The 24,332-nt window shown below is 72.0% G+C and carries 23 protein-coding genes; 8 read left to right on the forward strand and 15 right to left on the reverse strand.

Going from position 1 to position 24,332, the window contains the following annotated elements; translation table 11 throughout:
• Positions 1-7 precede the first annotated feature (7 nt).
• Both OG943_RS12730 and OG943_RS12735 read right to left on the reverse strand, forming a co-directional pair.
• On the reverse strand, positions 8-751 hold the full coding sequence (locus OG943_RS12730) for a class I SAM-dependent methyltransferase (RefSeq protein ID WP_328609945.1): 744 nt from the start codon (positions 749-751) through the stop codon (positions 8-10).
• A gap of 101 nt (positions 752-852) precedes the next feature.
• Entirely contained in the window at positions 853-1,647 is a 795-nt protein-coding gene (locus OG943_RS12735; RefSeq protein WP_328609946.1) for a class I SAM-dependent methyltransferase, read from the reverse strand.
• Between the two features lie 108 nt (positions 1,648-1,755).
• Between OG943_RS12735 and OG943_RS12740 the strand changes: the two genes are divergently transcribed.
• Complete coding sequence (locus OG943_RS12740) at positions 1,756-2,109, forward strand: ArsR/SmtB family transcription factor (RefSeq protein ID WP_328609947.1); 354 nt, start codon at positions 1,756-1,758, stop codon at positions 2,107-2,109.
• Here OG943_RS12740 and OG943_RS12745 read toward each other — a convergent pair.
• Positions 2,094-2,777, reverse strand: coding sequence for a DUF899 family protein (locus OG943_RS12745; protein ID WP_328609948.1), 684 nt, complete (start codon positions 2,775-2,777; stop codon positions 2,094-2,096). The two genes, OG943_RS12740 and OG943_RS12745, sit on opposite strands and share 16 nt — an antisense overlap.
• 203 nt (positions 2,778-2,980) lie before the next feature.
• On the opposite strand from OG943_RS12745, the gene OG943_RS12750 reads away from it, so the two are divergent.
• Positions 2,981-3,889, forward strand: coding sequence for a homocysteine S-methyltransferase family protein (locus OG943_RS12750; RefSeq protein WP_328609949.1), 909 nt, complete (start codon positions 2,981-2,983; stop codon positions 3,887-3,889).
• A gap of 149 nt (positions 3,890-4,038) precedes the next feature.
• Here the strand turns inward: OG943_RS12750 and OG943_RS12755 are convergent, their stop codons facing one another.
• The 7 genes from OG943_RS12755 to OG943_RS12785 all read right to left on the reverse strand — a co-directional run bounded on the left by OG943_RS12755 (position 4,039) and on the right by OG943_RS12785 (position 11,170).
• The gene (locus tag OG943_RS12755; protein ID WP_328609950.1) at positions 4,039-4,998 is read right to left on the reverse strand and encodes an NAD(P)/FAD-dependent oxidoreductase; all 960 of its coding nucleotides are present in this window, start codon (positions 4,996-4,998) and stop codon (positions 4,039-4,041) included.
• Between the two features lie 85 nt (positions 4,999-5,083).
• On the reverse strand, positions 5,084-6,358 hold the full coding sequence (locus tag OG943_RS12760) for an ABC1 kinase family protein (protein WP_328609951.1): 1,275 nt from the start codon (positions 6,356-6,358) through the stop codon (positions 5,084-5,086).
• Positions 6,339-7,010, reverse strand: coding sequence for a hypothetical protein (locus OG943_RS12765; RefSeq protein ID WP_328609952.1), 672 nt, complete (start codon positions 7,008-7,010; stop codon positions 6,339-6,341). The genes OG943_RS12760 and OG943_RS12765 overlap by 20 nt, the downstream gene beginning before the upstream one ends.
• Positions 7,007-7,903 carry a 50S ribosomal protein L11 methyltransferase gene (locus OG943_RS12770; protein WP_328609953.1) on the reverse strand — a complete coding sequence of 299 codons (897 nt, stop codon included), beginning with the start codon at positions 7,901-7,903 and terminating at the stop codon, positions 7,007-7,009. The genes OG943_RS12765 and OG943_RS12770 overlap by 4 nt, the downstream gene beginning before the upstream one ends.
• Before the next feature lie 82 nt (positions 7,904-7,985).
• The gene (locus OG943_RS12775) at positions 7,986-9,182 is read right to left on the reverse strand and encodes a DUF6004 family protein (protein ID WP_328609954.1); all 1,197 of its coding nucleotides are present in this window, start codon (positions 9,180-9,182) and stop codon (positions 7,986-7,988) included.
• Positions 9,183-9,293: 111 nt separating this feature from the next.
• Positions 9,294-10,523: an ATP-grasp domain-containing protein gene (locus OG943_RS12780; protein ID WP_328609955.1), complete on the reverse strand. Its 1,230-nt coding sequence runs from the start codon at positions 10,521-10,523 to the stop codon at positions 9,294-9,296.
• Positions 10,520-11,170, reverse strand: a complete 651-nt coding sequence (locus tag OG943_RS12785; RefSeq protein WP_328612059.1) for a hypothetical protein — start codon at positions 11,168-11,170, stop codon at positions 10,520-10,522. The genes OG943_RS12780 and OG943_RS12785 overlap by 4 nt, the downstream gene beginning before the upstream one ends.
• A gap of 147 nt (positions 11,171-11,317) precedes the next feature.
• Here OG943_RS12785 and OG943_RS12790 point away from each other — a divergent pair, with 147 nt between their 5' ends.
• Genes OG943_RS12790 through OG943_RS12805 form a run of 4 tightly spaced genes read left to right on the forward strand, consistent with a single transcriptional unit; the run spans position 11,318 to position 16,501 of the window.
• The gene (locus tag OG943_RS12790) at positions 11,318-12,319 is read left to right on the forward strand and encodes a methyltransferase (RefSeq protein ID WP_328609956.1); all 1,002 of its coding nucleotides are present in this window, start codon (positions 11,318-11,320) and stop codon (positions 12,317-12,319) included.
• A complete protein-coding gene (locus OG943_RS12795; RefSeq protein ID WP_328609957.1) occupies positions 12,316-13,725 on the forward strand; it encodes an NDP-hexose 2,3-dehydratase family protein in 1,410 nt (469 codons plus the stop codon). Before OG943_RS12790 ends, OG943_RS12795 begins: the two co-directional genes overlap by 4 nt.
• Positions 13,722-15,023, forward strand: coding sequence for an aminotransferase class V-fold PLP-dependent enzyme (locus OG943_RS12800; protein ID WP_328609958.1), 1,302 nt, complete (start codon positions 13,722-13,724; stop codon positions 15,021-15,023). Before OG943_RS12795 ends, OG943_RS12800 begins: the two co-directional genes overlap by 4 nt.
• Positions 15,020-16,501, forward strand: coding sequence for an ABC transporter substrate-binding protein (locus OG943_RS12805; RefSeq protein WP_328609959.1), 1,482 nt, complete (start codon positions 15,020-15,022; stop codon positions 16,499-16,501). The genes OG943_RS12800 and OG943_RS12805 overlap by 4 nt, the downstream gene beginning before the upstream one ends.
• 20 nt (positions 16,502-16,521) lie before the next feature.
• Here the strand turns inward: OG943_RS12805 and OG943_RS12810 are convergent, their stop codons facing one another.
• Genes OG943_RS12810 through OG943_RS12830 form a run of 5 tightly spaced genes read right to left on the reverse strand, consistent with a single transcriptional unit; the run spans position 16,522 to position 22,946 of the window.
• Positions 16,522-18,198 carry an ABC transporter substrate-binding protein gene (locus tag OG943_RS12810; RefSeq protein ID WP_328609960.1) on the reverse strand — a complete coding sequence of 559 codons (1,677 nt, stop codon included), beginning with the start codon at positions 18,196-18,198 and terminating at the stop codon, positions 16,522-16,524.
• Positions 18,195-19,232 carry an NAD-dependent epimerase/dehydratase family protein gene (locus OG943_RS12815; RefSeq protein ID WP_328609961.1) on the reverse strand — a complete coding sequence of 346 codons (1,038 nt, stop codon included), beginning with the start codon at positions 19,230-19,232 and terminating at the stop codon, positions 18,195-18,197. The genes OG943_RS12810 and OG943_RS12815 overlap by 4 nt, the downstream gene beginning before the upstream one ends.
• Position 19,233: 1 nt before the next feature.
• On the reverse strand, positions 19,234-20,586 hold the full coding sequence (locus OG943_RS12820) for a nucleotide sugar dehydrogenase (RefSeq protein ID WP_328609962.1): 1,353 nt from the start codon (positions 20,584-20,586) through the stop codon (positions 19,234-19,236).
• Positions 20,587-20,622: 36 nt separating this feature from the next.
• Positions 20,623-21,756 (reverse strand): DegT/DnrJ/EryC1/StrS family aminotransferase, encoded by a 1,134-nt coding sequence (locus OG943_RS12825; protein WP_328609963.1) that lies wholly within the window; start codon positions 21,754-21,756, stop codon positions 20,623-20,625.
• A 47-nt stretch (positions 21,757-21,803) separates the two neighbouring features.
• Positions 21,804-22,946 (reverse strand): glycosyltransferase, encoded by a 1,143-nt coding sequence (locus OG943_RS12830; RefSeq protein ID WP_328609964.1) that lies wholly within the window; start codon positions 22,944-22,946, stop codon positions 21,804-21,806.
• Positions 22,947-23,090: 144 nt separating this feature from the next.
• Here OG943_RS12830 and OG943_RS12835 point away from each other — a divergent pair, with 144 nt between their 5' ends.
• Positions 23,091-24,002 (forward strand): SUMF1/EgtB/PvdO family nonheme iron enzyme, encoded by a 912-nt coding sequence (locus OG943_RS12835; RefSeq protein ID WP_328609965.1) that lies wholly within the window; start codon positions 23,091-23,093, stop codon positions 24,000-24,002.
• 29 nt (positions 24,003-24,031) lie between these two features.
• Positions 24,032-24,307 carry a MoaD/ThiS family protein gene (locus OG943_RS12840; RefSeq protein ID WP_328609966.1) on the forward strand — a complete coding sequence of 92 codons (276 nt, stop codon included), beginning with the start codon at positions 24,032-24,034 and terminating at the stop codon, positions 24,305-24,307.
• Positions 24,308-24,332 lie beyond the last annotated feature (25 nt).

Below are 24,332 nucleotides of genomic sequence, written 5' to 3' on the forward strand. Positions count from 1 at the left end.
GCTCCAGTCAGCCGGGCCGCCGGACGGCGACGAACAGGCCCCGCCCGGTCAGCCAGCCGGGGCGGTAGTGCGCGTCGCAGCCGGCCAGGTCGAACGCGGTGAGGTACTGCTCGCGGGTGAACAGGCTCATCACTTCGAGCTCGGTGAAGCGGCGGATCCCCGTCGCGTCGGCCACGGTCCACTCCACGTGCAGCTGGGTCGCGTCGGCCACGCGCACCGACCGCGACACCCGGGACACGACCCGGTCGGGCAGCCGGACGAGGTCACCGCCGAGGTAGCCGTCGAGGAAGGTCTCCGGGAAATACCACGGCTCCACGACCAGCACGCCGCCCGGCACCAGGTGCGCGGCCATCCGGCGGATCGCGGTGGTCAGGTCGGCGGGGGTGGGCAGGAAGGCCGCGGCGGTGAACAGGCAGGTGACGGCGTCGAACCGGCGGCCGAGCTCGAACGTCCTCATGTCGCCGTCGTGCACCGCCGTCGTGGCCGGCAGACGGCTCAGGGCCCGCTCGCGCATCGCCGGCGCGATCTCGAGGCCTTCGGTGTGGCCGAAGTGGCGGGCGAACTCCGCCAGATGCGCGCCGGTGCCACAGGCCACGTCGAGCAGCGCGGTCGCGTCCGCGCGCAGGCCGCGCACGATCGCGGTGACGTCCCGCGCCTCGTCCTCCCAGCTCTTGCCGCGGTGGCGGTAGGTGAGTTCGTAGACCTCGACGTGGTCGGCGCCGAACGCCGCCGGTTCGGTGGGGATGCTCATCCCTGGGTTCCTTCGCAGGTTGCCGGAGAATGGCCGTTACCGAAGATCACTGCCCCGGAACACTATAAACTCACTTAGTAATATTGACCAGCCTGCCGGGATCAGCCCGGCCACACCAGGTACGCCGGCGCCGGCCGGCCCGCCAGCAGCCGCAGGGCCACCCGGTCCAGGCCCAGCGCCTCGCGCACCGCGAGGTTTTCCCCAGGCCACTTCGGATGGTCGATCTCGTCGAACGCCAGCACGCTGCCCTGGGTGAGGTACGGCCGCACGGCCCGCAACGCGGCGACGGTGGGCTCGTAGATGTCCAAGTCGAAGTAGGCCAGCGCGATCACCGTGTGCGGGTTGTCGGCGAGGTAGCGCGGCAGGGTCTCGCGGATGTCGCCCGCCACCACCAGTGTGCGGTCGGTGATGTGCGCGATGGCGTCGCCCTCGGCGTGCGCGTCGAGCACCTGCCGCAGATAGTCGGGGTACCCCTCGGGCAGCGCGAACCGGCCCTCGACGGCCGACGGGCTCACGCGGTCGATCTCGGCGACGTCCGGGAACCCGGTGAAGGTGTCGAAACCGACGATCCGCCGGAACGGGTTGTGCGGCTCGCGAAACCCGCGCATCGCGGTGAACGCGGCCAGGTGCCGGCCGTGCCGGACGCCGAACTCCATGATCACCCCCGGCACGTCGAGCACCATCCGGTACAGCTCGTCCATGGACAGCAGGTCGGCCATCTGCTGGCGCCGCATGAACAGCGTGAGCGCGTCGACCAGGTCCGACGCGGGCAGCGGGCTCCGCTCGAGCAGTTCGGCCAGCCGCGCCTTCATCGACAACTCGGCCGTGGAGTCGTGCGGGAAGACCTGGGGATCGCGCCCGGCCCAAGGGTCTGCGGGTGAGCTGTACAGGGTCATGGCGTCCCTCTCTTCAGCGGGCAAACTCGCCGCCCGACACTATCAAATTCTTAACCGACCACCTCTATACACATTCTCTTATATTAGCGAAGCATGTATGATTGCCGCGTGCACGGGCTACAAGTTGTCAGCGACCCGGTACGCCGTCGCATCATCGAGCTCCTAGCGGAGGGCGAGGCGTCCGCGGGCGAGATCGGCAAGATCATCGCCGAGGAGTTCCAGTTGTCCCAGCCGGGCGTCTCCCAGCACCTCAAGGTGCTCCGGGAGAACGGCTTCGTCTCGGTCCGGGTGGACGGGACCCGCAGGCTCTACCGGATCACGCCCGGACCCCTGCAGGAGATCGACAGCTGGCTGAACCGCTACCGGGCGCTGTGGGAGGAGCCGCTGTCAGCTCTCGAGAAGGAGCTGCGCCGGCCCCGCCCACAGTCCAACGGCCACGATCCGGATCAGCCCACCACGTAGTCGTTGCCCGCGTACCAGTCGCCACGGCCCTGCGGCAGCAGGTCGAGCACCTGCCACACCGGCGAGAGCAGGTCGATGCCGCGCTCGGCGCCGTCCGGCGGGAAGCTGGCGTGCATGGTGTGGTGGAACCGTACGTCCGACCCGTCCAGGCGCAGCACCGAGAACGCCGGCCGCGGGTCGCCCGCGTCGGTCTCGGCCCCGAGGTCGCGGTTGAACGTGTTCTCCCCGCAGGAAAGCAGGCGCAGGTCGTGCCATCCCCGGGTCCGGCCCCACGCCCGCAGGGCCGCGGGCTCGGCGCCCGCGATCACCGCGAGCGCGGTGTGCCGCGCCAGGTGCCGGTGGACGCCCTGCAGGCCATCCACCCACATCGAGCACATTGGACACGCCTCGCCGGCGCCGCGCTTGAACATCAGGTGGTACACGACAAGCGTCCGGTGCTCGCCGAACAGCTCCGTCAGCCTGGATCGGCGGAGCGTGCCGTCGGCGGTCTCCTCGGTGAACTCGTAGTCGTCCAGCACGGGCCCCGGCGGCAACGCGCGCCGCGCGGCGGCCACCTCCTCCGCCTGCTCACTCAATGCCCGCTCCTGGCGCAGCAGGTCGAGCCGAGCCGCGCGGTACTTCTCGTCGGCGCGGGCGGGAACCAGAACCTCCGGCGGAATCCTGGGCATGACAACCTCTCTGGCCGCGCGCGCATCCCAAGTGAGTACGCGACTTCGTAGCGAATTTACCGTACGCTGACCACCGACACGAGGCACAACTGGGCGGTACGGCCGAAACCTCGGTGCGCGGCCGAACCGCGAGGCGACCGATGAGCTGACTTAACAGATAGTTTCCTGCGAGCAGTGCACCCGCCGACCCCGGGAGGATTGTGATGTCCACGTCCGGCCGAAGCCCCCACCACCCGCCGACCGTCGTCGACGGCGGCCTGGCCACGGGACTGGAGCACGAGGGTGAACCGGTCGTCGCGCCCTGGTGGTCGGCGAAGTGCCTGCTCGCGGGACCGCGCCGGGAACTCGTCCGGCGGGTGCATGCCGCACACGTCGATGCGGGCGCGGCGATCATCACGGCGAACACGTTCCGCTGCAACCTCCGCACCCTGCGCGGGGTCGACCTGGACCCCGGCTCCGGCTACGCCTGGATGGTGCACGCGGCCGTCGGGGTCGCGCAGCGCGCGGCCGGGCCACGGGCGCGGGTGGCGGGCTCGGTCGGCCCGGCGGCCGACGCGTACCGGCCCGATCTCGTCCCGAGCGACGACGAGCTGCGCGAGGAACACCGGTGGCTCGCCGTGGAGCTGTCCCGGTCCGGTCTCGACCTGGTGTTCGTCGAGACGATGAACACCGCGCGCGAGGCCGTCATCGCGACCGAGGCGGTGCTCTCGACCGGCCTCGAACCGTGGGTGTCGTTCGTCTGCGGCGACGACGGCCGGCTGCTGTCCGGCGAGCCCGTCGCGGAGGCCGCACGAGCGGTGAGCGGTCTCGGCGCGACGGCGCTCGGGGTGAACTGCACAACGCCCGAACGCACCGGCCCGGCGCTGCGGGCGCTGCGCGAGGCGTACGACGGCCCGTTGTTCGCTCAGCCGAATGTGGAGGACCGCACCGCCGCCCCCACTGCCGAGGGGTTCCCGGTCGGCGTGAGCCCGGAGGCACTGGCCGAGGCCTTCGCCGGCTGGCACGACGAGGTCGGGCTGGCCGCGGTCGGCGGATGCTGCGGCGCGACGGCCGAACACGTCGCGGCGCTCGCCGCGCGGTTCGCGGCACACCCGGTCGGTTCAGACGCGTGACGGCGCCGCCGTCGGCCGGGAGGGCCGCACCTGCCCCGTGACGAGAATGCAGCCGCTCAGCGATGAGGAGACTGTCGCCATGTTCGAGCCGCACGACTCACCTCGTGTCGGCGCTCATCCAACTTCTGCACGCTGGGCTCACGAGAAGTTCAGAGCGTGGCGGGATGTGCCGCGACGGCGCGGTGCACGTCCTCGTTGACCAGGTCGATGTTCATCATCGCCCCGGTCAGCCCACCCTGTGCGGCAGCGTCGATGACCTGCGCCCGGTGGCCTCGCACGTTGCCGGCCGCCCACACCCCGGGCACAGCGGTCGCACCCGTCTGGGGGTCGGCGGGCAGGGTCTCGCCGATGAGCTGGCCGTCCATGTCCTTGGCCTCGGCCGTCAGGCCCAGGCCGGCGAGCAGAGTGTCCACTTTGGCCACCGACACGGGGAAGACGACGACGGCCTGGACTTCGGTCACGCTGTCACCGACCCGGACGCCGCTGAGTGCGTCGTCGGTGAACTCGACGCCGGTGACCCGGCCGGGCACCACGCTGATCTGGCGCGCGGCGAGCTCGGTGCGTTGCGGCGCGGTCAGTTCCACGGACTCGTTGGTGAACAGAGTGACCTTCTCGCTCCACTGACGCCACAGCTGCGCCTGGTGGAGGGAGGCGACGCCGCCGGCGATCAGCCCGATCGCCTTGTCTCGGACCTCGTAGCCGTGGCAGTAGGCGCAGTGCAGCACGTCCACGCCCCAGCGGCCGGCGACGCCGGGAATGTCGGGCAGCTCGTCGACGACACCAGTGGCCACCAGTACCCGCCTGGCGCCAACAGTGCTCTCGTCGGCAAGGGTGACCCGCAGGGCATCCTCGCCGACCCGTTCCACGCCGATCACGGTGCCGTCGCGGACGGTGCCACCGTACTGCTCGACCTCCGATCGGCCGATGGCCAGCAGTTCGCGCGGATCAACACCTTCGCGTCCGAGGTAGCTGTGGACCTGGGTGGCCGGCGCGTTGCGGGGCGTGCCCGCGTCGATGACCAGTACGTCACGCCGGGCCCGGCCCAGCGTCACAGCCGCCGCCAGGCCCGCTGGTCCACCACCGATGATGACTACGTCGTGAGTGCTCATGCGAGCAACGGTGCCGAGGCCGGTCGCCTGCCGCCAATTTCCTTGCCGGAACAGCAAACTGCGAAGCCGGTGCGCGACGGGAAGGTCAGCTGTGCGGGGCTGACCAGAGGCCGCGGTTGATCACCGGTTTGGCGAGCTCCTGGAAGTCGATGCCCGGGTGCAGTTCGCGGACCGTGCCCTCGATCACCAGCAACGACAGCAGCGGGAAGATCAGTTCCGGGGCGGCGTGCACACCGTGCGCCCGTTGCAGGTCGAACATCTCCGTGGCGAAGCCCATCAGGCTGAACTCGCGGGCGGGCAGCCCGTGGTTGCGCCGGACCAGGTCGGCCATCCGGTCCAGGAACCCGGTGACGTCGGCGGTGGGGCTGACCCCGGCCGCGCTCTCCACCACGATCTCGGCGCACCTCGGCCCGCGGCCCACGGCCATGTTCAGGAAGAACTCCGCGAACAGCCGGCGCAGCCGGTCGGTCAGCTGCACGCTGAAGCCGGCGTCCAGCACGACCACCTGGCCGCGGGGCGTGAAGTTCAGGTTGCCGGGGTGCAGGTCGCAGTGCACGAACCCGTCCACGAACAGCATCTGGTAGATCGAGATCAGCGCCGACTCGGCGAACTTCTTGCGCAGCACGGGCGCGACCGAGCGGGTGGCGCCGTCGAGGTCCTCGATGAACTCCATCGCGATCACGTTGTCCCGGCACAGTTCGTGGCGCACCAACGGAACCCAGACCCGGTCCACCACGGACAGGTTGCGCCGCAGGCGATGCAGCGCGTCCGCCTCGGCGCGGAAGTCCACCTGGCCGGCCACCGCGTCGCCCATGTGCCCGACGATCTCGCTCACCGGGAGCCCGGCGAACGCGGGCAGGCGGGCGGCCAGCGCCGCGCCCCGGCGGATCAGCCTCAGGTCACGGGCCATCAGCCCGCTGATGCCCGGCCGGCGGATCTTGAGCGCCACCACGCGGCCCTCCAGGTCGGTCGCCCGGTGCACGCAGGCGACGCTCCCGGCCGCGACCGGGACCAGCTCGACGTGGGTGAACAGCGTGCTCAGGTCGCCGCCGTAGGCGCGGCGCAGCTCCCCGGCGGTGCCGGCGGCACCGGTCGCGGGGACGTCGTCGTGCAGGACCCCCAGCTCGTCGCACAGCCGCGCCGGCAGGATGTCGCGCCGGGTGGCGAGCACCTGCCCTGCCTTGACGAACGTGGGCCCCAGCCGGGTGAGCAGCACCGGCGCGGCCTGGTGGAACACCACCGCCGCCGGGCGCCCGGTCACCCGGCGCCACAGCGCGACGCCGCACGCGGGCGCGGCCACGCGGAGCAGGACCAGGAACACCTGGAGCACCCGGAGCGCGTCACGCCCGATCGCGGTCATGCCGGCCTCTTTCCGACGCGGTCGTGATGCCGGGCAGCTCGATCGCCCGCAGCTGCAGGGTGGCGTGGTCGCAGTACCAGAACAGGCGGCCGTCCCAGGTGACCGCCGTGGGCCGGCCCCAGACCATCACCGGGAGGCGCTGCTGGCCGGTGGCCGGGTCGGTCAGGCGGACCCGGGACGCGTCACGGTCGCTGTGCACGAGGAACCCGTCGGACACCGTCACGCCGGTCACCGGGTGCCCCACCTCGACGCACTCGAGAAGGCGGAACCGGTCCGGGTCGCGCAGCTCGACGATGCTCAGGTCCGCGTAGCCGATCCACACGCCGTCGCGGCACGCCTCCAGGCCGGAGATCAGGTGCCCGGGCCGCGGGCTGGGCCACTCGTCCATCTCGCCGCCGGTGGCCGGGTCGAGCAGGCGCAGGTGCCGGTCCTCGCCGACCACCTGCAGCAGCGCGCCGCGCAGGGTGGTGAGGTCGCCGGCGACGTCCGGGCACGGGATGCGCCGCACCACTTCCCCGCTGGCCGGGTCGACGGCGCCGATCTGCTGGGAGAAGATCTCGGCGAAGTACAGGTACTCCCCGCTCCACGTGACCCCGCAGAGGTCCAGCGCGCGGACGGGGAGGTCGTGGACGATGCCCGCGGCGATGGTCACGGCCGCGTCCCGCCCCGGGCCAGCCCCACGGCCATCGTCCAGGTCTCGGCGAACCGGGCGGTGTCCCGCGGGCGTTCGAGCGCGACCTTCAGCGTGTCGCCCGGTTCGACCTGGCTGTGGCGGACCGGCCAGACCCAGCAGGCCCAGTTGCAGCCGGGGTAGCCGGGGAAGTTCGCCAATTCGACACCGGGGGCCAGGACGGCCTGGAACGAGCCGACGACGGCGTGCAAGGTCCCGGCCGTGGTGATCGGCAGTGCGTGGTGTTCGCCGCTGATCGGCCGCGCGCGGTGCCCGAGCAGGCTGTCGGCGGCCACCACGGGCTCGCCGAGCAACCCCGGCGAACGCTGGAAGAAGTGCAGCTGGGCGGTGGGCTCGGCGTGGTCGAGCACTGCCGCGAAGCTCAGGCCGTGGAACTCCTGTGACCACACTCCCCAGCCCTCGCCGTCGAACTCGACCGGGGCGAGCACGGTGCGCAGCCGCTCGGGCACCACCCGGCCGCCGTCGGCGAGGTTGTGCCGGACGAACGCGGCGAGGATCTCGGCCATCTCCTCCTCCGGGCCGAGGTTGCCCATCAGCTCGGCCACCACCACGTCGGCCTTGCGGGCGAGCCTGGCCACCCGGGCGTCGCCCTGGATGACCGTCACCCGGTCCGAGACCTGGTTGTCCCGCGCGATCCGGGTCGCCAGCTCGGCGGTCTCCGGGTCGCCCTCGATCGCGAACACGTGCCCGGCGCCGTGCCGCAACGCCATAAGCCCCAGTACCAGGGTCCCCGCGCCCACGTCGGCCACGACGTCACCAGGCCGGACGGTGGCGGCGAGCGCCCGGTCGTAGGCGTCGAGCCGGGTGCGGTCGGACAGCATGATCTGGTGCATCAGCAGGGTTCGTGGGTTCACGGCGTCCCTCTCTGGAAGAGCAGCCACCCGGGACACCGCCTGTGGCAGGTGTCCCGGGTGGGGTGACTGAGACGTTGACCGCTCAGACGTTGACCGCGGCGTGCTCGCCGACGATCGACTCCCGCATCACGAGCTTGGCCCCGGTGAGCCGGGCCTTGACCGTGTTGTCCTCGGTCACCAGGGCGGCGTCCGGGCCCTCCAGGGCCAGGTCGGTGCCCAGCGGGTCGAGGTCGTTGAGCCGGCCGGTCACGTGCACCGTGTTGGCGGCGTACAGCGTGCCGTGCGGCGTGACGATCTCGAACTGCGCGTCCAGGTGCAGGTCACTCGGGAACCGCACCCGGCTGAGGCTGTCCTCGGTGCCCTCGCCCAGCGAGCCGCCGGACGGACGGGCCCAGCTGGCGCGCAGCATGACCCGGCCACCGAGTTCGGCGCACTCGCCGACCATCGCGACGCGGGCCAGCTGAGCCAGCACGCCCGCACCCTCGTCGTGCTTCTCCGGGCCGAACAGCAGGATCTCCGCACCCCCGGCGAGGGAGTGGTCGCCGGCGAGGTCGACCTTCACGGTGCGACCGTCGACCTCCAGGGTCAGCTGGCCTTCCATCGAGATCTGCATGATCATCGACGGGTCGGTCAGCATCGACATGCAGGCGGCCGGCGCGGCGGCGAAGAACACCGTCGGCGTGATGCCGATCGCGTTGTTCTCGTCGTCGGACGGGTACCACGCCTCGGGCAGGGTCGTGCCGCGCACCACGTTCGGCGCCTGCACGAGCTCCTGGTGGTGGTCACCCCGCGGGTAGCCCAGGTACGGGCTGCTCAACGGCTTCTTGAACGGCGGGACGTTGTCCACGATGCCGTAGATGGGGATGACGTTGCGGTGGACCAGCCGCATGGTGCTGGTCTCCAGGATGCCGAAGCGGCGGATGTGGAACTCGGCCGGGAAGTTCCGGCCCGGCGCGATCTGCTTGACGTGCCCGGTGTTCGGCAGCTTCGGGTTGGACAGGATCTGGATCCGGTCGTTCAGCTCGTAGCTGTAGCCCTTGATGCCGACCTCGGGCGCGCTGATCAGCTCGGTGTCGAAGTGGGCGTGCCCGTCCGCGTCGACATGGTGCTCGAAGCCCGGCATCGGCCACTTGTTCATCTGAACGAAGCCGGACAGGTTGATCGTCTCTCGCTTGCCGTTGTAGTAGTCATCTCCGAAGACGACGGTGGCGGCGGCGAGAATGTGCGGACGGATCGGTTTGGGCGCCAAGCCCAACGATTCGTAGGTTTCCCTGCTCACGTGCTGACCTCCAGCGGAGTCGGGTGGGATATAGGACAACCTTCGAACCCCGAGGGTGCCGATGTGTCCTGCCGAACAAGACTACGATTTTATATAGCAATCCACAAGAGCCTAGGCCGGATCGCCCGGCCGGGCGCGCAGCACGACAGCGGGCTGGGCCGCGTCCAGCGCGGCGGCGCAGTCCTCGGGCGTGCCCGCGACGGCGACCAAAGCGGCGTACCGGCCCCACACGTGCCCCGCCGGGGGCGGCGAGATCGTGGTGCCGGGTCGCACGAGCCCGACCGCGAAGCCGACCTCGGCGGGCAGCGCGGCGGTGGTGATCTCGACCCCGTCCACTTCGCACACGGCGGGCGGGTACAGGAACCGGACGGCCGCGGCCAGCGCGCGGTCGGGTCGCGGATCCGGTGGGAGGCCACAGGCCAGCTGGGTCGCGACGGCACCGGCGTCCACCCCGGTCGCGGCGCGGCCGAGCATGGGGATGAGGTCCCCGCCGAGCCGGCAGTTGACCTCGATGACCCGCCACCCGTCGCGGGCCAGGCGCAGTTCGACGTGCGTCATCCCGTGGTCGAAGCCCAGTGCCTCGTGCGCGGCGGCCACCACGCGGTGCAGGTCGGGGTCCGGGCGCGCGCGGCCGTCGACCACGTGCCCGGTCTCCTCGAAGTAGGGCGGGTACCCGGTTGTCTTGCGGGCCGTGATCACCGGGTGGGTCCGGCCGGCCAGTACCCAGGAGTCGACGCTGACCTCGGGGCCGTCGACGTACTCCTCGACCAGGACGCCGTCCGGCCGGTACGGGACCGGGCCGACCTCGGCGGCCCGGGCGTGGGCGTAGCCGGCCGCGAGGTCCCCGGGCGCGTCGACCCGGATGACGCCCATGCTCGCGCCCAGGTCCCGCGGCTTGAGCACCACCGGGTACCCGATCCGGTCCGCCGCCGCGGCCGCCTCCTCGGCGGTGGAGACCACTTCGGACGCGGGCTGGGGCACCCCCGAGACGGCGAGGAGCGCGCGGGTGCGGTGCTTGTCGCGGCAGCGGTCCACGACGTCCGGCCCCACCCCCGGCAGCCCCAGCGCTTGGGCGATGTGGGCGGTGCCGGACATCTTCAGCTCGTCCCACGACAGCACCCCGGACACCGGTCGCCCCGCGGCGACCTCCTTGGCGGCGGAGACCAGCGCCGGGACGTCGAAGACGTTCACCACGGTGTGCCCCACCAGTTTCTCGGCCACCGAGGGGGCCGGCTCGGCCTCGGCGAGCAGCCACACGTCGGCGACCGAGCCCACGCTGTCGAGCAGATAGCTCCGGTAGCCCTCGAACACGATCCCGACCAGCAGCACCAGCGGCCTCACCGCCGCCCTCCTCGATCCAGCGGGGCGATCGCCCGCAGCGCGCGGCCCGGGAAGTCGCAGTACCACAGGTACCGGCCGTCGTAGGTGAGGCCGGTGGGGCTGCCGGTCGCGGGCTGGGCGAACACCTGCTCCTCGGTCGCGACGTCGTAGCCACGGATCACGACGTCCTCGAAGTCCGTGTAGTACACGACCCCGTCGGCCTCGGTGAGCCCGGACGGGTTGCCCGCCACCGGGAACTCGCGGAGGACCTCCACGGTCCCGGTCGACCGGAGCTGGACCACCGGCGGCTGCCGCAGGCAGACCCACACCCCCTCGGGCCGGGCCTCGGCCCCGCAGATCCGTCCGCTGGACGGCCGGACGGCCCGCCGTTCCACCGTCTCCCCGGTGCCGGGGTCGAGTACGAGGAACCGTTTGGGCCGCTCCCCGATCTGCCACAGCTGTCCATCGTGGACAGTCAGGTCGGCCCGCGCGCCGGGGCACGGAATTGTGCGCAGCACGGCGCCGGTGTCCGGGTCCAGCTCGTACACCTCGCCGGCCTGCTGGTCGGAGTGCCACAGGGACCGCCCGTCCCAGGTGAGACCGCAGAGGTAGGCGCCGGGCGCGGGCAGCGACCGGATCACGGACACACCGGGGTTGGTCATGGGCATGGGCACGGTTCCACACCTCTCCTTCATGCTCGGATCGATAAGTGTTACTAAAGTTAGATTCCAGGTCAATCGTGGCGATCACCTTGAGTACCACCCACCAAGCCCCTAAAGTCACTATCAGATACTTTTTCGAACTTGAGGTGAGCCATGACAGACCACGAGTCCGCTCTCGCCCTCTTCGACGAAGCCATGGCCTTCGTCAAGTCGGCGGCGCTGCGCGCGTTCGCCCGGCTGGACGTGGCCAGCCACCTCGATGACAACGTCCCCGCGTCCGTCCCCGCACTGGCCGAGGCGACCGGGGCCCGCCCGGACGGTCTGGCCCGGCTCCTGCGCTTCCTCGCCACCCGTGGGGTCGTGCGCCGCCACGACGGTGACCAGTACACCCTCGGGCCACTGGGCCGGGCGCTGCGCGAGAACTCCGGGTCGCCGGCCCGCCCGGGGGTCCTGATGTTCACCGACCCGCTCTTCTGGACCACCTGCCACCGGCTGGAGACCAGCCTGACCGACCCCGAGCCGGCCTTCGCCCGGTACTTCGGCCAGCCGATCGGCGACTACTTCACCGCCCACCCCGAGACCGACGAGCTGTTCTACGAGGGGATGGCCACCGTCTCCGACGCGGAGAACGCCCTCATCGCCGCCGCCGCCGACCTGCCGGCCACCGGCACGGTCGTGGATGTGGGCGGCCGCAACGGAAGCCTGCTGCTCGACGCGTTGCGGGCCCGGCCGGGCCTGGAGGGTGTGCTGTTCGACCGGCCGGACGCGCTGGACACCCGCAGGCTGGACGACGCCGGCCAAGACGGCCGCTGGAAGGCCGTCGGCGGCGACTTCTTCGCCGAGATCCCCCGCGGTGACGTGCTGGTGCTCAAGCGGATCCTGCACAACTGGGACGACGAGGACTCCACGCGCATCCTCGGCAACTGCCGCCGGGCGCTGGAGCCGGGCGGCCGGGTGCTGGTGGTCGACGCGATCGTCCCCGAGGACGGCCGCGAGCACCAGAGCCACCTGATGGACCTGATGATGCTCGGCGCGTTCACCGGGCAGGAACGGACCGCCACTCAACTGCGGCCGCTGTTCGAAGCCGCGGGCCTGCGGGTCACCCGGGAGATCCCGACCCCGTCGGTGATGTCCATTGTGGAGGCTGTGGCATGAGCGTCGAGCTGCACCGGCCCGGCGTGGCGGCCCGGCTCGCCGTGTCGGCCGCCGCCCCCACCGGCGGGGCCCGCGCCGCGATGACGTGGCTGCGCGAGCGCCGGCGCCGGGGCAGCTTCCGGGTGACGCCCGTGCCGTTCTCGCGGCTCGACGGGTGGTCGTTCCGCCCCGGGGACGGCGACCTGGTGCACCGCAGCGGCCGGTTCTTCACCGTCGAAGGAGCACAGGTCACCACCCCGGACGGCACGGGCCGCTGGCGTCAGCCGATCATCCGCCAGGACGACGTGGCCGTGCTGGGCATCCTGGCCCTCGAGATCAACGGCGTGCTGCACTTCCTCATGCAGGCCAAGATGGAGCCCGGCAACATCGGCCTGGTCCAGCTGTCCCCCACCGTCCAGTCCACCCCGAGCAACTACTCCCGGGCGCACCAGGGCACCACCTCCCGGTACGTCGAGTACTTCCTCGGCGGCCACCCCGGGCGGCCGCTGGTCGACATCCTGCAGTCCGAGCAGGGCTCGTGGTTCCGCGGCAAGCGCAACCGCAACGTCGTGGTCGAGGTGGACGAGCCGGTCGAGGAGCACGAGGACTACCGCTGGCTCACCCTCGCCGAGATCCTCTACCTGCTGCGCTACCCCGACGTGGTCAACATGGACACCCGGACCGTGCTGTCCTGCCTGCCACTGCCCATGGACGACTCGGCGCCCACGCCGGCCCGGTCGCTCGGCATGCACGGCCAGGAACCACGGCACGACACCGCCGAGGTCCACCGCTGGCTCCGGGAATCGCGCGAGCAGCGAGCCCTGTCCGTGGAACGCATCCCGCTCACCGCCACCGCCGCGGACGGCTGGGTCCAGGACGAAGCGCGGATCGCACACCCGAGCGGTCGCTGGTTCCGGATCATCGGCGTCGACGTCGACGCGGACAGCCGCGAGGTGACCGCGTGGTCCCAGCCACTGCTGGAACCGTGCGGGGTCGGGCTGGTCGCGTTGGTGACCCGCCGGATCGGCGACACCCTGCACCTGCTGGTGAAGGCGGACGTGCGCCTCGGCTACCAGGACGGGGTGGAGCTCGGGCCGACCGTGCAGTGCACGCCGTCGAACTTCCCGCCCGGCACACCCGGCCGGCCGGAGTTCCTGGACGCGGTGCTGGCCACCCCGCCCGAGCGCGTGCTGCACGAGTCCCGGCAGTCCGAGGAGGGCGGCCGGTTCCACCACGCCACCACCCGGCACCTCGTGGTCGGGCAGGACCCGGCGGCGCCCCTGGATCCCCCGCCCGGATACCTCTGGATCACCGCCCACCAGCTGGCGGAGCTGATGGTGACCAGCTGCCAGGTCAACATCGAGGCCCGCAGCCTGCTGCTCACCCTGCTCTCGGTCCTCCACTCACCGTCCGAAGGAGCCCAGTGACCTCCACCGCGACCCGACCGCTGCGGGGCGAGCGCCGCCTGCACGACGCCTCGTGGGACACCATCCGCGAGCTGTTCGCCCTCGACCGGGCGGTGACCCACCTCAACACCGGCACCGTCGGCGCCCTGCCGCACGAGGTGCTGGAGGTCAACGACCGGGTGACCCGGGAGTGGACCGGCGGGCTGATGAACGTCTACCCGCCGGGGATGTACACCGGCCACCGCGAGACCCTGGCCCGCGGCCTTGGCGTCGACCAGGACGAGATCGTCATCTGCCACAACGCCACCGAGGGTGTCTCCCGGGTGATCAACGGGCTGGACCTGCGGGCCGGCGACGAGGTGATCGCCACCAGCCACGAGTGCTACTCGGTGCTGTCCAACTTCAACCTCGTCCGCAACCGGCACGGGATCACCCTGAAGACGATCACGCCGCCGTCCGGGTGGGACGTGCGGGCCGAGGAGATCGTCGAGCTGTTCGAACGGGCGATCACCCCGCGTACCAAGGTGCTCGCGTTCTCCGGGATCACCCTGTTCACCGGGACGCTGATGCCGATCCGCGCGTTGTGCGAACTGGCGCAACGGCACGGCCTGACCACGGTGGTCGACGGCGCGCTGCTGCCCGGCATGCTCGACTGCGACTTCCGGGCGTACGGCGCCGACTTCATCTCCTGCTCGGGGTCGAAGTTCCAGTGCGGTCCACTCGGGACCGGGATCCTGTACGTCCGCAACAAGATCTTCCCCGAGCACAACCCGCTGCCGCTGCCGACGATCTGGCCGATCATCTCGACCTGGTACCCGATGGCGGGCGAGCCGCCGCCCCGCACCACCACGTCCGTCGCCAGCTGCAACATCGCCGACTACCTGCAGAGCGCGGGCAGCGCCAGCATCGCCCGCGGCGCCGCGCTGGCCGCCGCGGCCGAGCTGTGGGACGAGATCGGCCGGGCCCGGATCGAGCGGCGGATCTTCGACCTGGCCGAGCACGCGCGGGCCGCGCTGGTCGAAGCCTTCGGCCGCGACAACATCCACTCCCCGGGCGCCGACCAGCGGCTGCGGTCGCCGCTGATCGCGTTCCACCCGTTCCGACGGCCGGAGGACGCCTGGAACGTCAAGAAGTTCATGGCGTTCGTCGACCGGCTCGAGCACGAGCACCGGATCTGGGTCCGGTGGACCGAGTTCGACGTTCCCTCCTCGCCCCACCAGCACTACGCGGCCCGGGTCTGCACGCACCTGTTCAACGACCACGGCGAGATCGACCGCGCCGTGGCGATCATGCGCGACCTGGGACGGGAGATGTCATGACCGCGGACCTGCGACTGCCCGCGCCGCTCGCGCCCGGCGACCTCGATCCGGCCCGGGCCCGGCCGGCGGCGGAGCTGGTCCACCGGCTGACCACCAGGACGTTGTTCGGCTACCGGGCCGGGCCCGGCCTGCGGGACTGGCAGGCGGTCGAGCCGGTCGGGGATCTGGCCGCGATGGTGCCGTCCACGTACAACGCGGGTCTCGGCGCGAGCCTGCGGTCCTATGTGGTCCATCTGCGCCAGGGAGTCCGTTGGGACACCACACCTCCACGGCCGGTGACCGCGCACGACGTCGTGCGCGGCTTCACCCGCGTGTGCGCTCCGACCGCGCGGCCCGCCGGGATCGAGTCGCTGTTGTCGCTGGTCCGGGGGATGCGGGCGTACGCGGAGCGCTACGCCGAAGCCGTCGCGGGCCATGAGCACGACGTGGAATGGCACTGGGCCTTCCAAGCGGCGGACTCGATCCCGGGTGTGTTCGCCCTCGACGCGGAGAGCCTGGTGGTCGAGCTGGAACAGCCGGCCCAGGACGCCGTCGACGTCCTCGCCCTGCCGTGCGTCGCGCCCGCGCCCGTCGAGTACGACGACTTCGTGCCCGGCACCGCCGACTTCCTGCGGCACGCCCGCGCGACCGGTCCGTACCGGATCGCCGAGGTGGCCCCGGACGGCGGGATACGCCTGGAGCCCAACCCCGTCTGGGATCCCGCCACGGATCCCTTGCGCCAGCGCGTTTTCGGCACCGTGACCCTGCGAACCGACGCCCCGGCCCCGGACCTGCGACCCGAGGCGGACGTCCCCGAGGTCCTGCGCGCCTGTCTGCTGCCCAACGCCGCCCCGGGCCGCCCTCTCGCCGACCCGGCCCGTCGTCGCCTGGTCGCCTCGGCCGTCGACCCCGAGGTGGTCGCCGCGCACCTGCCCGGTGCCCGCGCCGCGACCCGGGTGATCCCCCCTGGCAACAGCGCCGGTCCCGCCCCGGCCCGCCCGGGCTTCCGGCCGGCCGACGTGACCGCCGGGGATCTCGTCCTGGTGCACCTGAATGACGCCGTCGTGGCGGAGGCGGTGGCCGGCTGTCTCTCGCGTGCCGGTTTCCAGGTCACGGTTCGCGAGGTGACCGCGGCGCAGCACGCCGAACTGCTGTACGGCCGCAGCGACCTCGAGCCCGACCTCGTGCTGACGTCCTGGGCCGCCCGGTGGCGACACCACAACTACCGCGCCTACCTGCAACCGCTGCTCACCCGCAGCGTCGACAGGCCGGTCTTCGACGTGCTGATCGAACAGGCGCTGCGGGCCGACTCCGATCCGAACGCCACCCGGGCCGCGTGGGCGGCGGTGGAGCGCGAGGCGCTGGAACGGGCGGCGGTGATCCCCCTGCTGCACGGCCCGCCGTCGGCCGCGCGGGCGCTGCCGGGGATGGGCCCGGTCACGCCCCTGTACTCGCTCGGCCTGGCCGCCGACCCGGCGAACCTGGCGCTCCCGGTGTGACCGGGTGACTGGGTGACCGCTCAGCCGGCCAGCCACAGGTTGGCCGCGTCGTACCACCGGTCGACGTGCGGCATCGGGATGGCGTTGCGCACGCGTGGGCTCGTGACGTGCAGGATCGTGGGCTCGCAGACCAGCAGCGGCACCACCACGGCCGCGTCGCACACGGTCCGGTCGACGGCGTGCCACAGCTCGCCCGACCGGGCCGGGTCCGGCTCCGAGAGGGCCTCGGCGATCATCTTGTCCACGGCGGGATCGCTGTACCCGCCGTAATTGCAGCTGCCGGCCCCGGACGGGGACTCGAACAGCGGCTGCACACACGTGCGGCCGTTGTTGCCGAACCAGTCAGGGGTCCAGGACGGGGCCGTGACGTCCCAGTCGCCGGCGAGGGACCGGGCCGGGTCCTGGAGGATCCGGTAGTACTCGTCGGCGTGCTCGATCCGGATCATCTCGACCTCCGCACCGGCCGCGCGGAGGTCGCCGGCGTAGCTGTGCGCGAGGTCGTCGTGCGGTGTTTCCATCCGGTAGAGCACCCGCAGCCGTATCCCGTTGTGGCCCAAGGCTTTCAGCAGCGCCCGGGCCCGATCCGGGTCACCTTGGCCGGCCGTGGCGCGTGCGGGCCGGTGGCCGACGTTGCCGGGCGGGATGACGCCGTACGCGGTCTCGGTGACCGTGCCGAGGTCCATCCGATCCAGCACGCCGACCAGCGCGGACCGGTCGACGGCGACGGCGAGGGCTCGCCGGACCGCCGGGTCCCGCAGCTCCGGCCGGGGTCCGCGCAGGTTGAACACGAGGTACGGGTTGAGCGCGTACCCCACGTGCCGGTCGATGTCCGGGGACACGCGGTCGTGGCTGATCACGGGCGCGCCCCAGGACAGGTCCGCCCGGCCGCTCTCCACCTCGGCGCGCACGACGTCGTCACCGACCCGGGCCATCCGCACCTCGATCCCGTCGATCCAGGCCGCGCGCAGCGGGTCGGCCGCCGGGTTCCACGCGGGATGGCGCCGCATCGCCAGGTGTTCGCCGTGCCGGTACCCGGTCAGCCGGTAGGGGCCGCAGGAGCGGACCACGTCGGCGAACCCGGGCCCGCCGGGGACAACGGCGTCGTACTCGACGGGCGCGGGTGACGCGTAGAGCGTGGCGAGGATGTTGACGATGTCGTTCGCGGGCCGGACCAGCTCGATCTCCAGCCGCCGCTCGTCGAGCACCCGCAGCCCGCTGACCTCGTGGCTGTTCTGGTAGGCGGCGGCGGTCGACGGGGTGGCGCCATCCCGCTCGATCGCGGCCCGGTAGCCGTCGGCGAACTCGGCCATCCCCCGCACGGTGCTGGTGAAGTAGCCCAGCGCGCCGGTTCCCGTCACCGGGCAGGCCAGCCGCTTCAAGCCGCGGACCACGTCGGCGGCGGTGACCTCACGCGGCGGGTCGGTGTCCCAGTACACCCCGGGCCGCAGCTCGACGCGGCGCACCAGCCCCGGTCCCGGCACGGCCACCGCCAGGTCCGGCACGGGCGTGAGGGCGTCGTCGCCGGCGGTGGTCGGATAGGTGAACAGCTGCCGGGTGAACAGTCTCAGGATCTGGTGGGAGAACGCGTAACTGGCGCACGCCGGGTCGATGTGGTCCATCCCGCCGGGCCCGAAGTACCGCAGTACCCCGCCCCGGCGGGGCACACCCGCGTCGGGCAAAACCAGCCCGTCGATCATCGGGCGGCTCCGCGCTCGTTCCGCTCACCCGCGCTCTGGCCGGTCCACCAGTCGTTGGCACGCGCCCACGCGACCGTCTCCGCCAGGCCCTGCTCGACCGTCGTGGTCGCCCGCCACCCGAGCAGCCCGGCGATCCGGGACGTGTCCGGGACCCGGCGCGGGATGTCCTCGTACACGGCCCCGAACGCCGCGCCGGTGTTCACCCGCACAGGCTCCACAGTGGACCCGACGGCGGCCGCGACCGCGCGGACGATCTCCGCGACGGTGGTTTCCCGTTCACTGCCGACGTTGAGGACCATCCCCTCCGTCTCCGGTGACGCCGCGACGGCGAGAGTGGCGGCGATGGTGTCGCGGACGTAGGTGAAACAACGCGTCTGTTCACCGCCGTCGTAGAGCAGCGGGGCGTCACCGCGAAGCAGTCGGTGCACGGTGTTGCTCACGACGTAGGCGGGCCGTTGCCGCGGGCCGTAGACGTTGAAGTAACGCAACGCGGTGACGCGCGTGCCGTAGCGACGGGCGTGGGCGAACGTCATGTGCTCGGCCGTGGCCTTGCTGGTGGAGTACGACCACCGGTCGGCCGTGGTCGGGCCCAGGACCCGGTCGGAGTCCTCGGCCCACGGGACGTTCGGGTTGCGGCCGTAGACCTCGCTCGTGCTGGCCAGGACCAGCCGCGCGCCCGCGTCCCGCGTGGCGTCCAGGACAGCGCGCGTGCCCATGACCGCGATGTCGATGACGTCAAGCGGGTCGTACAGGTACTGGTCGACCCCGACCAGCGACGAGAGGTGCACGATCAGGCTGGTGTCGGCGGTGATCTCACGGCGGACGAGGCCGGCGTCGCGCACGTCGGCGCGCACATGGCGGACGGCGCCGGCCGGGACGGCGAGGTCCGGGGGCGGGTCGGCCGGGTCCAGGACGGTGATCCGCCACCCGGCCGCGGCGAGCGCTTCGACCAGGTGGCTGCCGATGAAGCCGTGCCCGCCGGTCACCAGGACGTGGCGGCCGCGTCGGCCGAGCGGAATGGGTGTCTGGGTCATGTCACCGGCCGATCCCTCGGTAGCGCAGGTCATGGTCGTGCAGTGCGGTGATCTCGTCGCGGGTGTAGTAGCGGCGGCCGTCGAAGACGAGGCAGCCCGCCCGGGTGGCGGCGCGCAGGTCGCCAGGGGTGAGTTCGCGGTACTCCCGGTGCGCGGCGAGGACCGCGACCGCGTCGGCCCCGGCCAGCGCCGCGCCGATCGACGGCTCCGGGTCCTGCCCGAACCGGGCGCGGACCTGGTCGGGCTCGGCCAGCCCGTCGTGCAGCCGGACGGTGCAGCCGGCCCGGCGCAGTCCCTCCACGAACGGGACGACCGGGGTCTCGCGCAGGTCGCCGACGTCGTTCTTGAACGCCAGCCCCAGCACGGCGACCGTCGCGCCGGCGGGGTCCGTGCCGAGCTTGCGCAGCTCGTCGGTCAGGCTGCGGGCCGCGTGGCCGGGCATGGCGTCGTTGACGGCCCGCCCGGTCGTGATCGTGCGCAGCTCCACCCCGCGGTCGGCCGCCGCCCGCGCCGCCATCACGGGGTCCTTGGTCAGGCACGAGCCGCCCACGCCGACGCTGGGCAGCAGCACGTTCAGCCGGCCCGCGCCCTTGGGCAGCGTGTTGGCCGCGGTCACCACGTCCAGCACGTCGATGCCGAACGCGTCGCAGAACAGCGCCAGTTCGTTGGCCATCGCGATGTTGTGGTCGATCCACCAGTTGCTCGCGAGCTTGACCGCCTCGGCCACGTCGGCATCGGCCACCGGGTGGACCGGGACCCCGAGGTGACGCTCCCACAGCGCGGCCGCCGCGGCGGCGGACTCCGCGTCGATCCCGCCGACGATGACGGCGAGCTCCCGCAGCTGCTCGAGCGCCTGCCCCTCGGCGAGCCGCTCCGGGCAGTGCGCGAGGCCGAGGTCGATGCCAGGCCGCAACCCGTGGCCCGCCAGCAAGGGCGCGACCACGGTACGGGTGGTTCCGGGCGACACCGTGGACTTGACCACGACGAGCTGGCCCGGGCGCAGCCGGGGGGCGAGGTCGCGGCAGGCCGCCTCCAGCTGGGACGAGTCGAGGCGGCCGTCGGCGTCGACCGGCGTGCCCGGGGCGAGCAGGACGACGTCGACGGCCGCGGCCGCGGACAGGTCCGCCGACACGGTCAGGCACCCGCTCGCCAGCCCTTCGCGCAGCAGCTGCTCCAGCCCGGGTTCGGCGATCGTGCACCGGCCGGCCCGCAGCCGTTCGACGTGATCGCGATCGACGTCGTACGCCACGACTTTCAAGCCGCGCCGCGCGAACACCGCGGCCAGGCACAGCCCGACGTAGCCCGCGCCGACAACAAGCACGGACGGGTCGCGGTCATCGGGAAGGAAGCGCATGGGGTCGTCCTCCGATCGTGGATGGACGGTGCGTGGTCACCATCCGGCGCGGACGGTGTCGACGATGTGCCCGCGCTGCTCGTCGGTCAGCCACCAGCCGACGGGCAGGTAGCAGACGCGCTCGGCCACGGAATCCAGACCGGGCAAGGGTTCGCGGGCGGCCGCGACGGCGGTGTGCTCGTCGTTGCGCCGCGCGACGATCGTCGTCATGATCCCGGCCTCGGCGAGCCGGCGCATGAACCCCGGCCGGTCGTCGACCTTCACCGGGTACGCCCAGAAACTGGGCTCCCGGTCGTCGGGGCGGTCGGTGTGCTCCAGGCCGGGCACGCCCTGGAGTTCCTTGTCGAAGCGGTCGGCGTTGGCGCGCTGGCGGACCAGCAACTCCCCGGCCAGGTCCAGGTTGGCCAGGCCGATCTCGGCGTTGACCTCGTTCATCGGGAACCGGTAGCCCCACTCGGCGACGTCGTACGCGCCCACGGTCCGGTCGTCGTGGCGGTCGATGCCGAACCAGCGGGTCCGCAGCGCCCGCCGGTGCGACTCGTCGTCCGGGAAGACCATCAGGCCGCCACCACCGGTGGTCAGCAGCTTGATCGTCTGGAAGCTGTAGACGGCGGTGTTGCCGTGGTTGCCCAGCGGACGGCCGTGGCAGGTCGCCCCCCACGCCTGGGCGCAGTCCTCCACGACCGGCGGCCGGAAGCCGAGGCGGCGCTCGGCCCGGTCGAGCACCTGGTCGAGCCGGTGCAGGTCAAGGGGAAAACCGAGCCAGTGCACCACGACGATCGCGCGGGTGCGGGGCGAGATCCGCCGTTCCAGGTCGTCGAGGTCGATGTTCAGCGTCGCCGGGTCGGTGTCGACCCAGCGGATCCGCAGGCCGTTGCCCAGGATCGGCCAGTTGGACCCCTCGAAGGTGAGCGGGGTGGTGAGCACCTCGTCGCGTTCGGGGGCGGGGTCGGGCCGGTACGGGTCGCGTCCCGCCAGCAGGTGCAGGGCGAGGTGCATACCGGAGGTCGCGCAGTTGACGGTGGCGACCCGAGGGTTGCCGATCCGGCGCCCGAGTTCGGCTTCGAACGCGTCCGCGCGGGGCCCGTGTTCCAGCCGGCCGCTGCGCAGGACCTCGGCCACGCGTTCCGGGACGTCGGGCGCCATCGCCACCTTGAACACCGGGATCATCAAAACCTTCCCCTTGGTCGCGTTTCGCGGACTGGTCTCATGGGTCCCTAGAGCTGGGCGACGATCCGCCGCACCGTCTCCGCCGGGGACGGCAGTGCCTGGATCTCGTCCCGCACCACGGACATCCGCTGCCGCAGCCCCTCGTCCTGGATCAGCCGGGTCAGCAGCTGGGGGCTGACCTCGTCGGCCGTGCTCACCAGGCCGGTGCCGAGCTTGCGGACGGCGTCGCGCCCGGAGTGCTGGAACATGTCCCTGGCGTCCGGCGCGAGCAGTTGCGGCGTACACGACTCGGTCGCGGTCATGATCATCCCGCCGCTGCCGTGGTGCACCACCGCGGTGCACTGGCGCAGCAGCCGATGCAGCGCCGTCCACTCGACCGCGCGCACGTTGGCCGGCAACGGCCGCAGCGGGGCGACGTCGAGATCACCGAGGGCCAGCACGAACTCGGCGTCCACGTCGGCGGCCGCGGCCACAATGGACTCCACGGCCCCGAGCCCGAACGCCTGCAGTTCGATGGTGCCCATCGACACCGCGACCCGGGGCCGGCCCCCACGCCGCGGGCTGGGCCAGCGGTCGCCGTGCACCTCTCCCCCGCCGTAGGGGACCCACCGCATGAACCAGCCCTCCGGCGCCCGGTCGAGGATCATGCTCGGCGGGAACGACTCGATGATCACCTCCGGTTTCGGCAACGGCCGGGCGAGCTCGTACTTGTCGAAGAAGTCGCCGAGGAAGGCGGCGACGGCGTCGTGCATGCCGCCGGTCGCGAACGCGCCGTGGTTGCGTTGCACCGCAGGCACTCCGGCCCGCGCGGCCGCGAACAGGCCCGCCGTCGCCCCCTGCTCGTAGACCACCAGATCGGGTCCGAAATCGTCGGTGAGGGTGATCAGGCCGTCGATCAGCGGCCGGTTCACCGCCGCGATCTGGACTCCCCAGTCGGCCAGGTCGACGGCCGGGCGGGTGGCCACGGTCGTGATGAAGTCCGGACGATCCTTGGCCACCTGTTCGAAGGCCGCGACGGAGCTGAAGCGCGGCGCGATGTCCACCACTTCGAGGCCGGACCGGGCCGCGCGTTCGGCGTGCTCGGCCGTGGCGATGACCACGTCGTGGCCGTCCGCGCGGAACGCCCACGCCAGCGGGACCAACGGGAACAGATGACCGAGGCCGGGCGACGAGACGAACAGGACCTTCATCGGCTTGCTCCCAACGTGGGCCCTGAGCGCCCGATCAAAGACTATATAAGTCGATAGTCGCAGCGACGGCCGTCCTGGTCAACCTTGCCATCTCCGGCCAAATCACTATACAGTTCTTAATGCTTATTATGGATAGGGGCGGCGATGGCGACCTATGACGAGGCGACGCTCAGCGACGTCGGGACCGCCGGATCCGTCCTGGTCAGCGGCGCCGCGCTGTGGCTCGGATCGCCGGAGTGGGTGATCGATTGGCTGGCGAAGCAGGAGCAGTCGCTGCCCGCACCGTGGTTCCGCGACGAAACCCCCCAGACGCTCGTGGAGGTCGCCCCGTTCCTGATGGACCGCCACCCCGTCACCGTCGGCCGGTACACCGCTTTCACCGAGGCCACCGGCTACCGCACGGTCGCCGAGCGCCGCGGCTGGAGCCTCGTCTACGGCGCGGACTACTGGCACCAGGCGCCCGGCGCGTCCTGGCGGCGGCCCGCGGGCCAGGACGTCGGCTACACGCCGCCGCCGGACCACCCCGTCGTCCACATCGCGGTCGAGGACGCCGACGCCTACGCCGCCTGGGCCGGCCAGCGGCTGCCGACCGAGGCGGAGTGGGAACTGGCCGCCCGCGGCGGCGCGTATCGGATGTGGCCGTGGGGCGACCAGTGGTCGCGCGAGCGGGCCAACACCACGGAACTGTGGCTGGGCAACGCCGGCAACGGCCTGCCGGACTGGCGCACGTGGTGGAAGGCCCGCACCCACGACCGCGGCCCGATCCCGCTGACCACCCCGGTCGGCACCTTCAGCCCGCACGGCGACAGCCCGTTCGGCGTGGCCGACATGGCGGGCAACGTCTACGAGTGGACGGCGTCGCCGAGCCGCCTCTACGGCCCGCCGTCCCCCGACTGCGACCCGACCCTGCTGAGCGTGATGGGCCGGTTCCGGGTCATCCGCGGCGGATCGTGGATGAACCTGCGCTTCCAGACCCGTACCAGCGAACGGCTGCACGGTGATCCCACCGGGTGGGCCTGCTTCGCCACCGGGTTCCGCTGCGTCCAGGACTACTGAGGTCCAAGACTACTGAGGAGGGATGTCCCATGCCCCAGCTCATCGTCCCCGGCAGCTGGCACAACGCGACCTCGGGCAAGGCCCGCCTGGAGCTGCCGGCGACCACCCTGCGGGAACTGCTGGACGCGTTCGTGCACTCGCACCCCGACGCCGGCTACCGGCTCTACGACTCGGCCGGAAAGCTGTTGAACTACCACATGTTCGTCCTCGACGACGAACAGGTGCCCCGGATGACCGCGGCCGAGGACGTCGGGCTCACGTCGACCAGCCGCGTGGAGGTCATCCCACCGCTCGTCGGCGGCTAGCCGCGGACTCAGTCCACAGCAGACG

The sequence above is a fragment of the Amycolatopsis sp. NBC_00345 genome (assembly GCF_036116635.1).
In the GTDB taxonomy this organism is placed as follows: Bacteria; Actinomycetota; Actinomycetes; order Mycobacteriales; family Pseudonocardiaceae; genus Amycolatopsis.

Bases quoted from the DNA above. Each gene is read 5' to 3' on its own strand.
- OG943_RS12810 (WP_328609960.1), bottom strand. From the start codon at position 18,198: ATGATCGACGGGCTGGTTTTGCCCGACGCGGGTGTGCCCCGCCGGGGC.
- OG943_RS12760 (WP_328609951.1), bottom strand. From the start codon at position 6,358: ATGACCGCGATCGGGCGTGACGCGCTCCGGGTGCTCCAGGTGTTCCTG.
- OG943_RS12795 (WP_328609957.1), top strand. From the start codon at position 12,316: ATGAGCGTCGAGCTGCACCGGCCCGGCGTGGCGGCCCGGCTCGCCGTG.
- OG943_RS12785 (WP_328612059.1), bottom strand. From the start codon at position 11,170: ATGCCCATGACCAACCCCGGTGTGTCCGTGATCCGGTCGCTGCCCGCG.
- OG943_RS12815 (WP_328609961.1), bottom strand. From the start codon at position 19,232: ATGACCCAGACACCCATTCCGCTCGGCCGACGCGGCCGCCACGTCCTG.
- OG943_RS12840 (WP_328609966.1), top strand. From the start codon at position 24,032: ATGCCCCAGCTCATCGTCCCCGGCAGCTGGCACAACGCGACCTCGGGC.
- OG943_RS12805 (WP_328609959.1), top strand. From the start codon at position 15,020: ATGACCGCGGACCTGCGACTGCCCGCGCCGCTCGCGCCCGGCGACCTC.
- OG943_RS12820 (WP_328609962.1), bottom strand. From the start codon at position 20,586: ATGCGCTTCCTTCCCGATGACCGCGACCCGTCCGTGCTTGTTGTCGGC.
- OG943_RS12835 (WP_328609965.1), top strand. From the start codon at position 23,091: ATGGCGACCTATGACGAGGCGACGCTCAGCGACGTCGGGACCGCCGGA.
- OG943_RS12825 (WP_328609963.1), bottom strand. From the start codon at position 21,756: ATGATCCCGGTGTTCAAGGTGGCGATGGCGCCCGACGTCCCGGAACGC.
- OG943_RS12830 (WP_328609964.1), bottom strand. From the start codon at position 22,946: ATGAAGGTCCTGTTCGTCTCGTCGCCCGGCCTCGGTCATCTGTTCCCG.
- OG943_RS12735 (WP_328609946.1), bottom strand. From the start codon at position 1,647: ATGACCCTGTACAGCTCACCCGCAGACCCTTGGGCCGGGCGCGATCCC.
- OG943_RS12745 (WP_328609948.1), bottom strand. From the start codon at position 2,777: ATGCCCAGGATTCCGCCGGAGGTTCTGGTTCCCGCCCGCGCCGACGAG.
- OG943_RS12730 (WP_328609945.1), bottom strand. From the start codon at position 751: ATGAGCATCCCCACCGAACCGGCGGCGTTCGGCGCCGACCACGTCGAG.
- OG943_RS12750 (WP_328609949.1), top strand. From the start codon at position 2,981: ATGTCCACGTCCGGCCGAAGCCCCCACCACCCGCCGACCGTCGTCGAC.
- OG943_RS12755 (WP_328609950.1), bottom strand. From the start codon at position 4,998: ATGAGCACTCACGACGTAGTCATCATCGGTGGTGGACCAGCGGGCCTG.
- OG943_RS12790 (WP_328609956.1), top strand. From the start codon at position 11,318: ATGACAGACCACGAGTCCGCTCTCGCCCTCTTCGACGAAGCCATGGCC.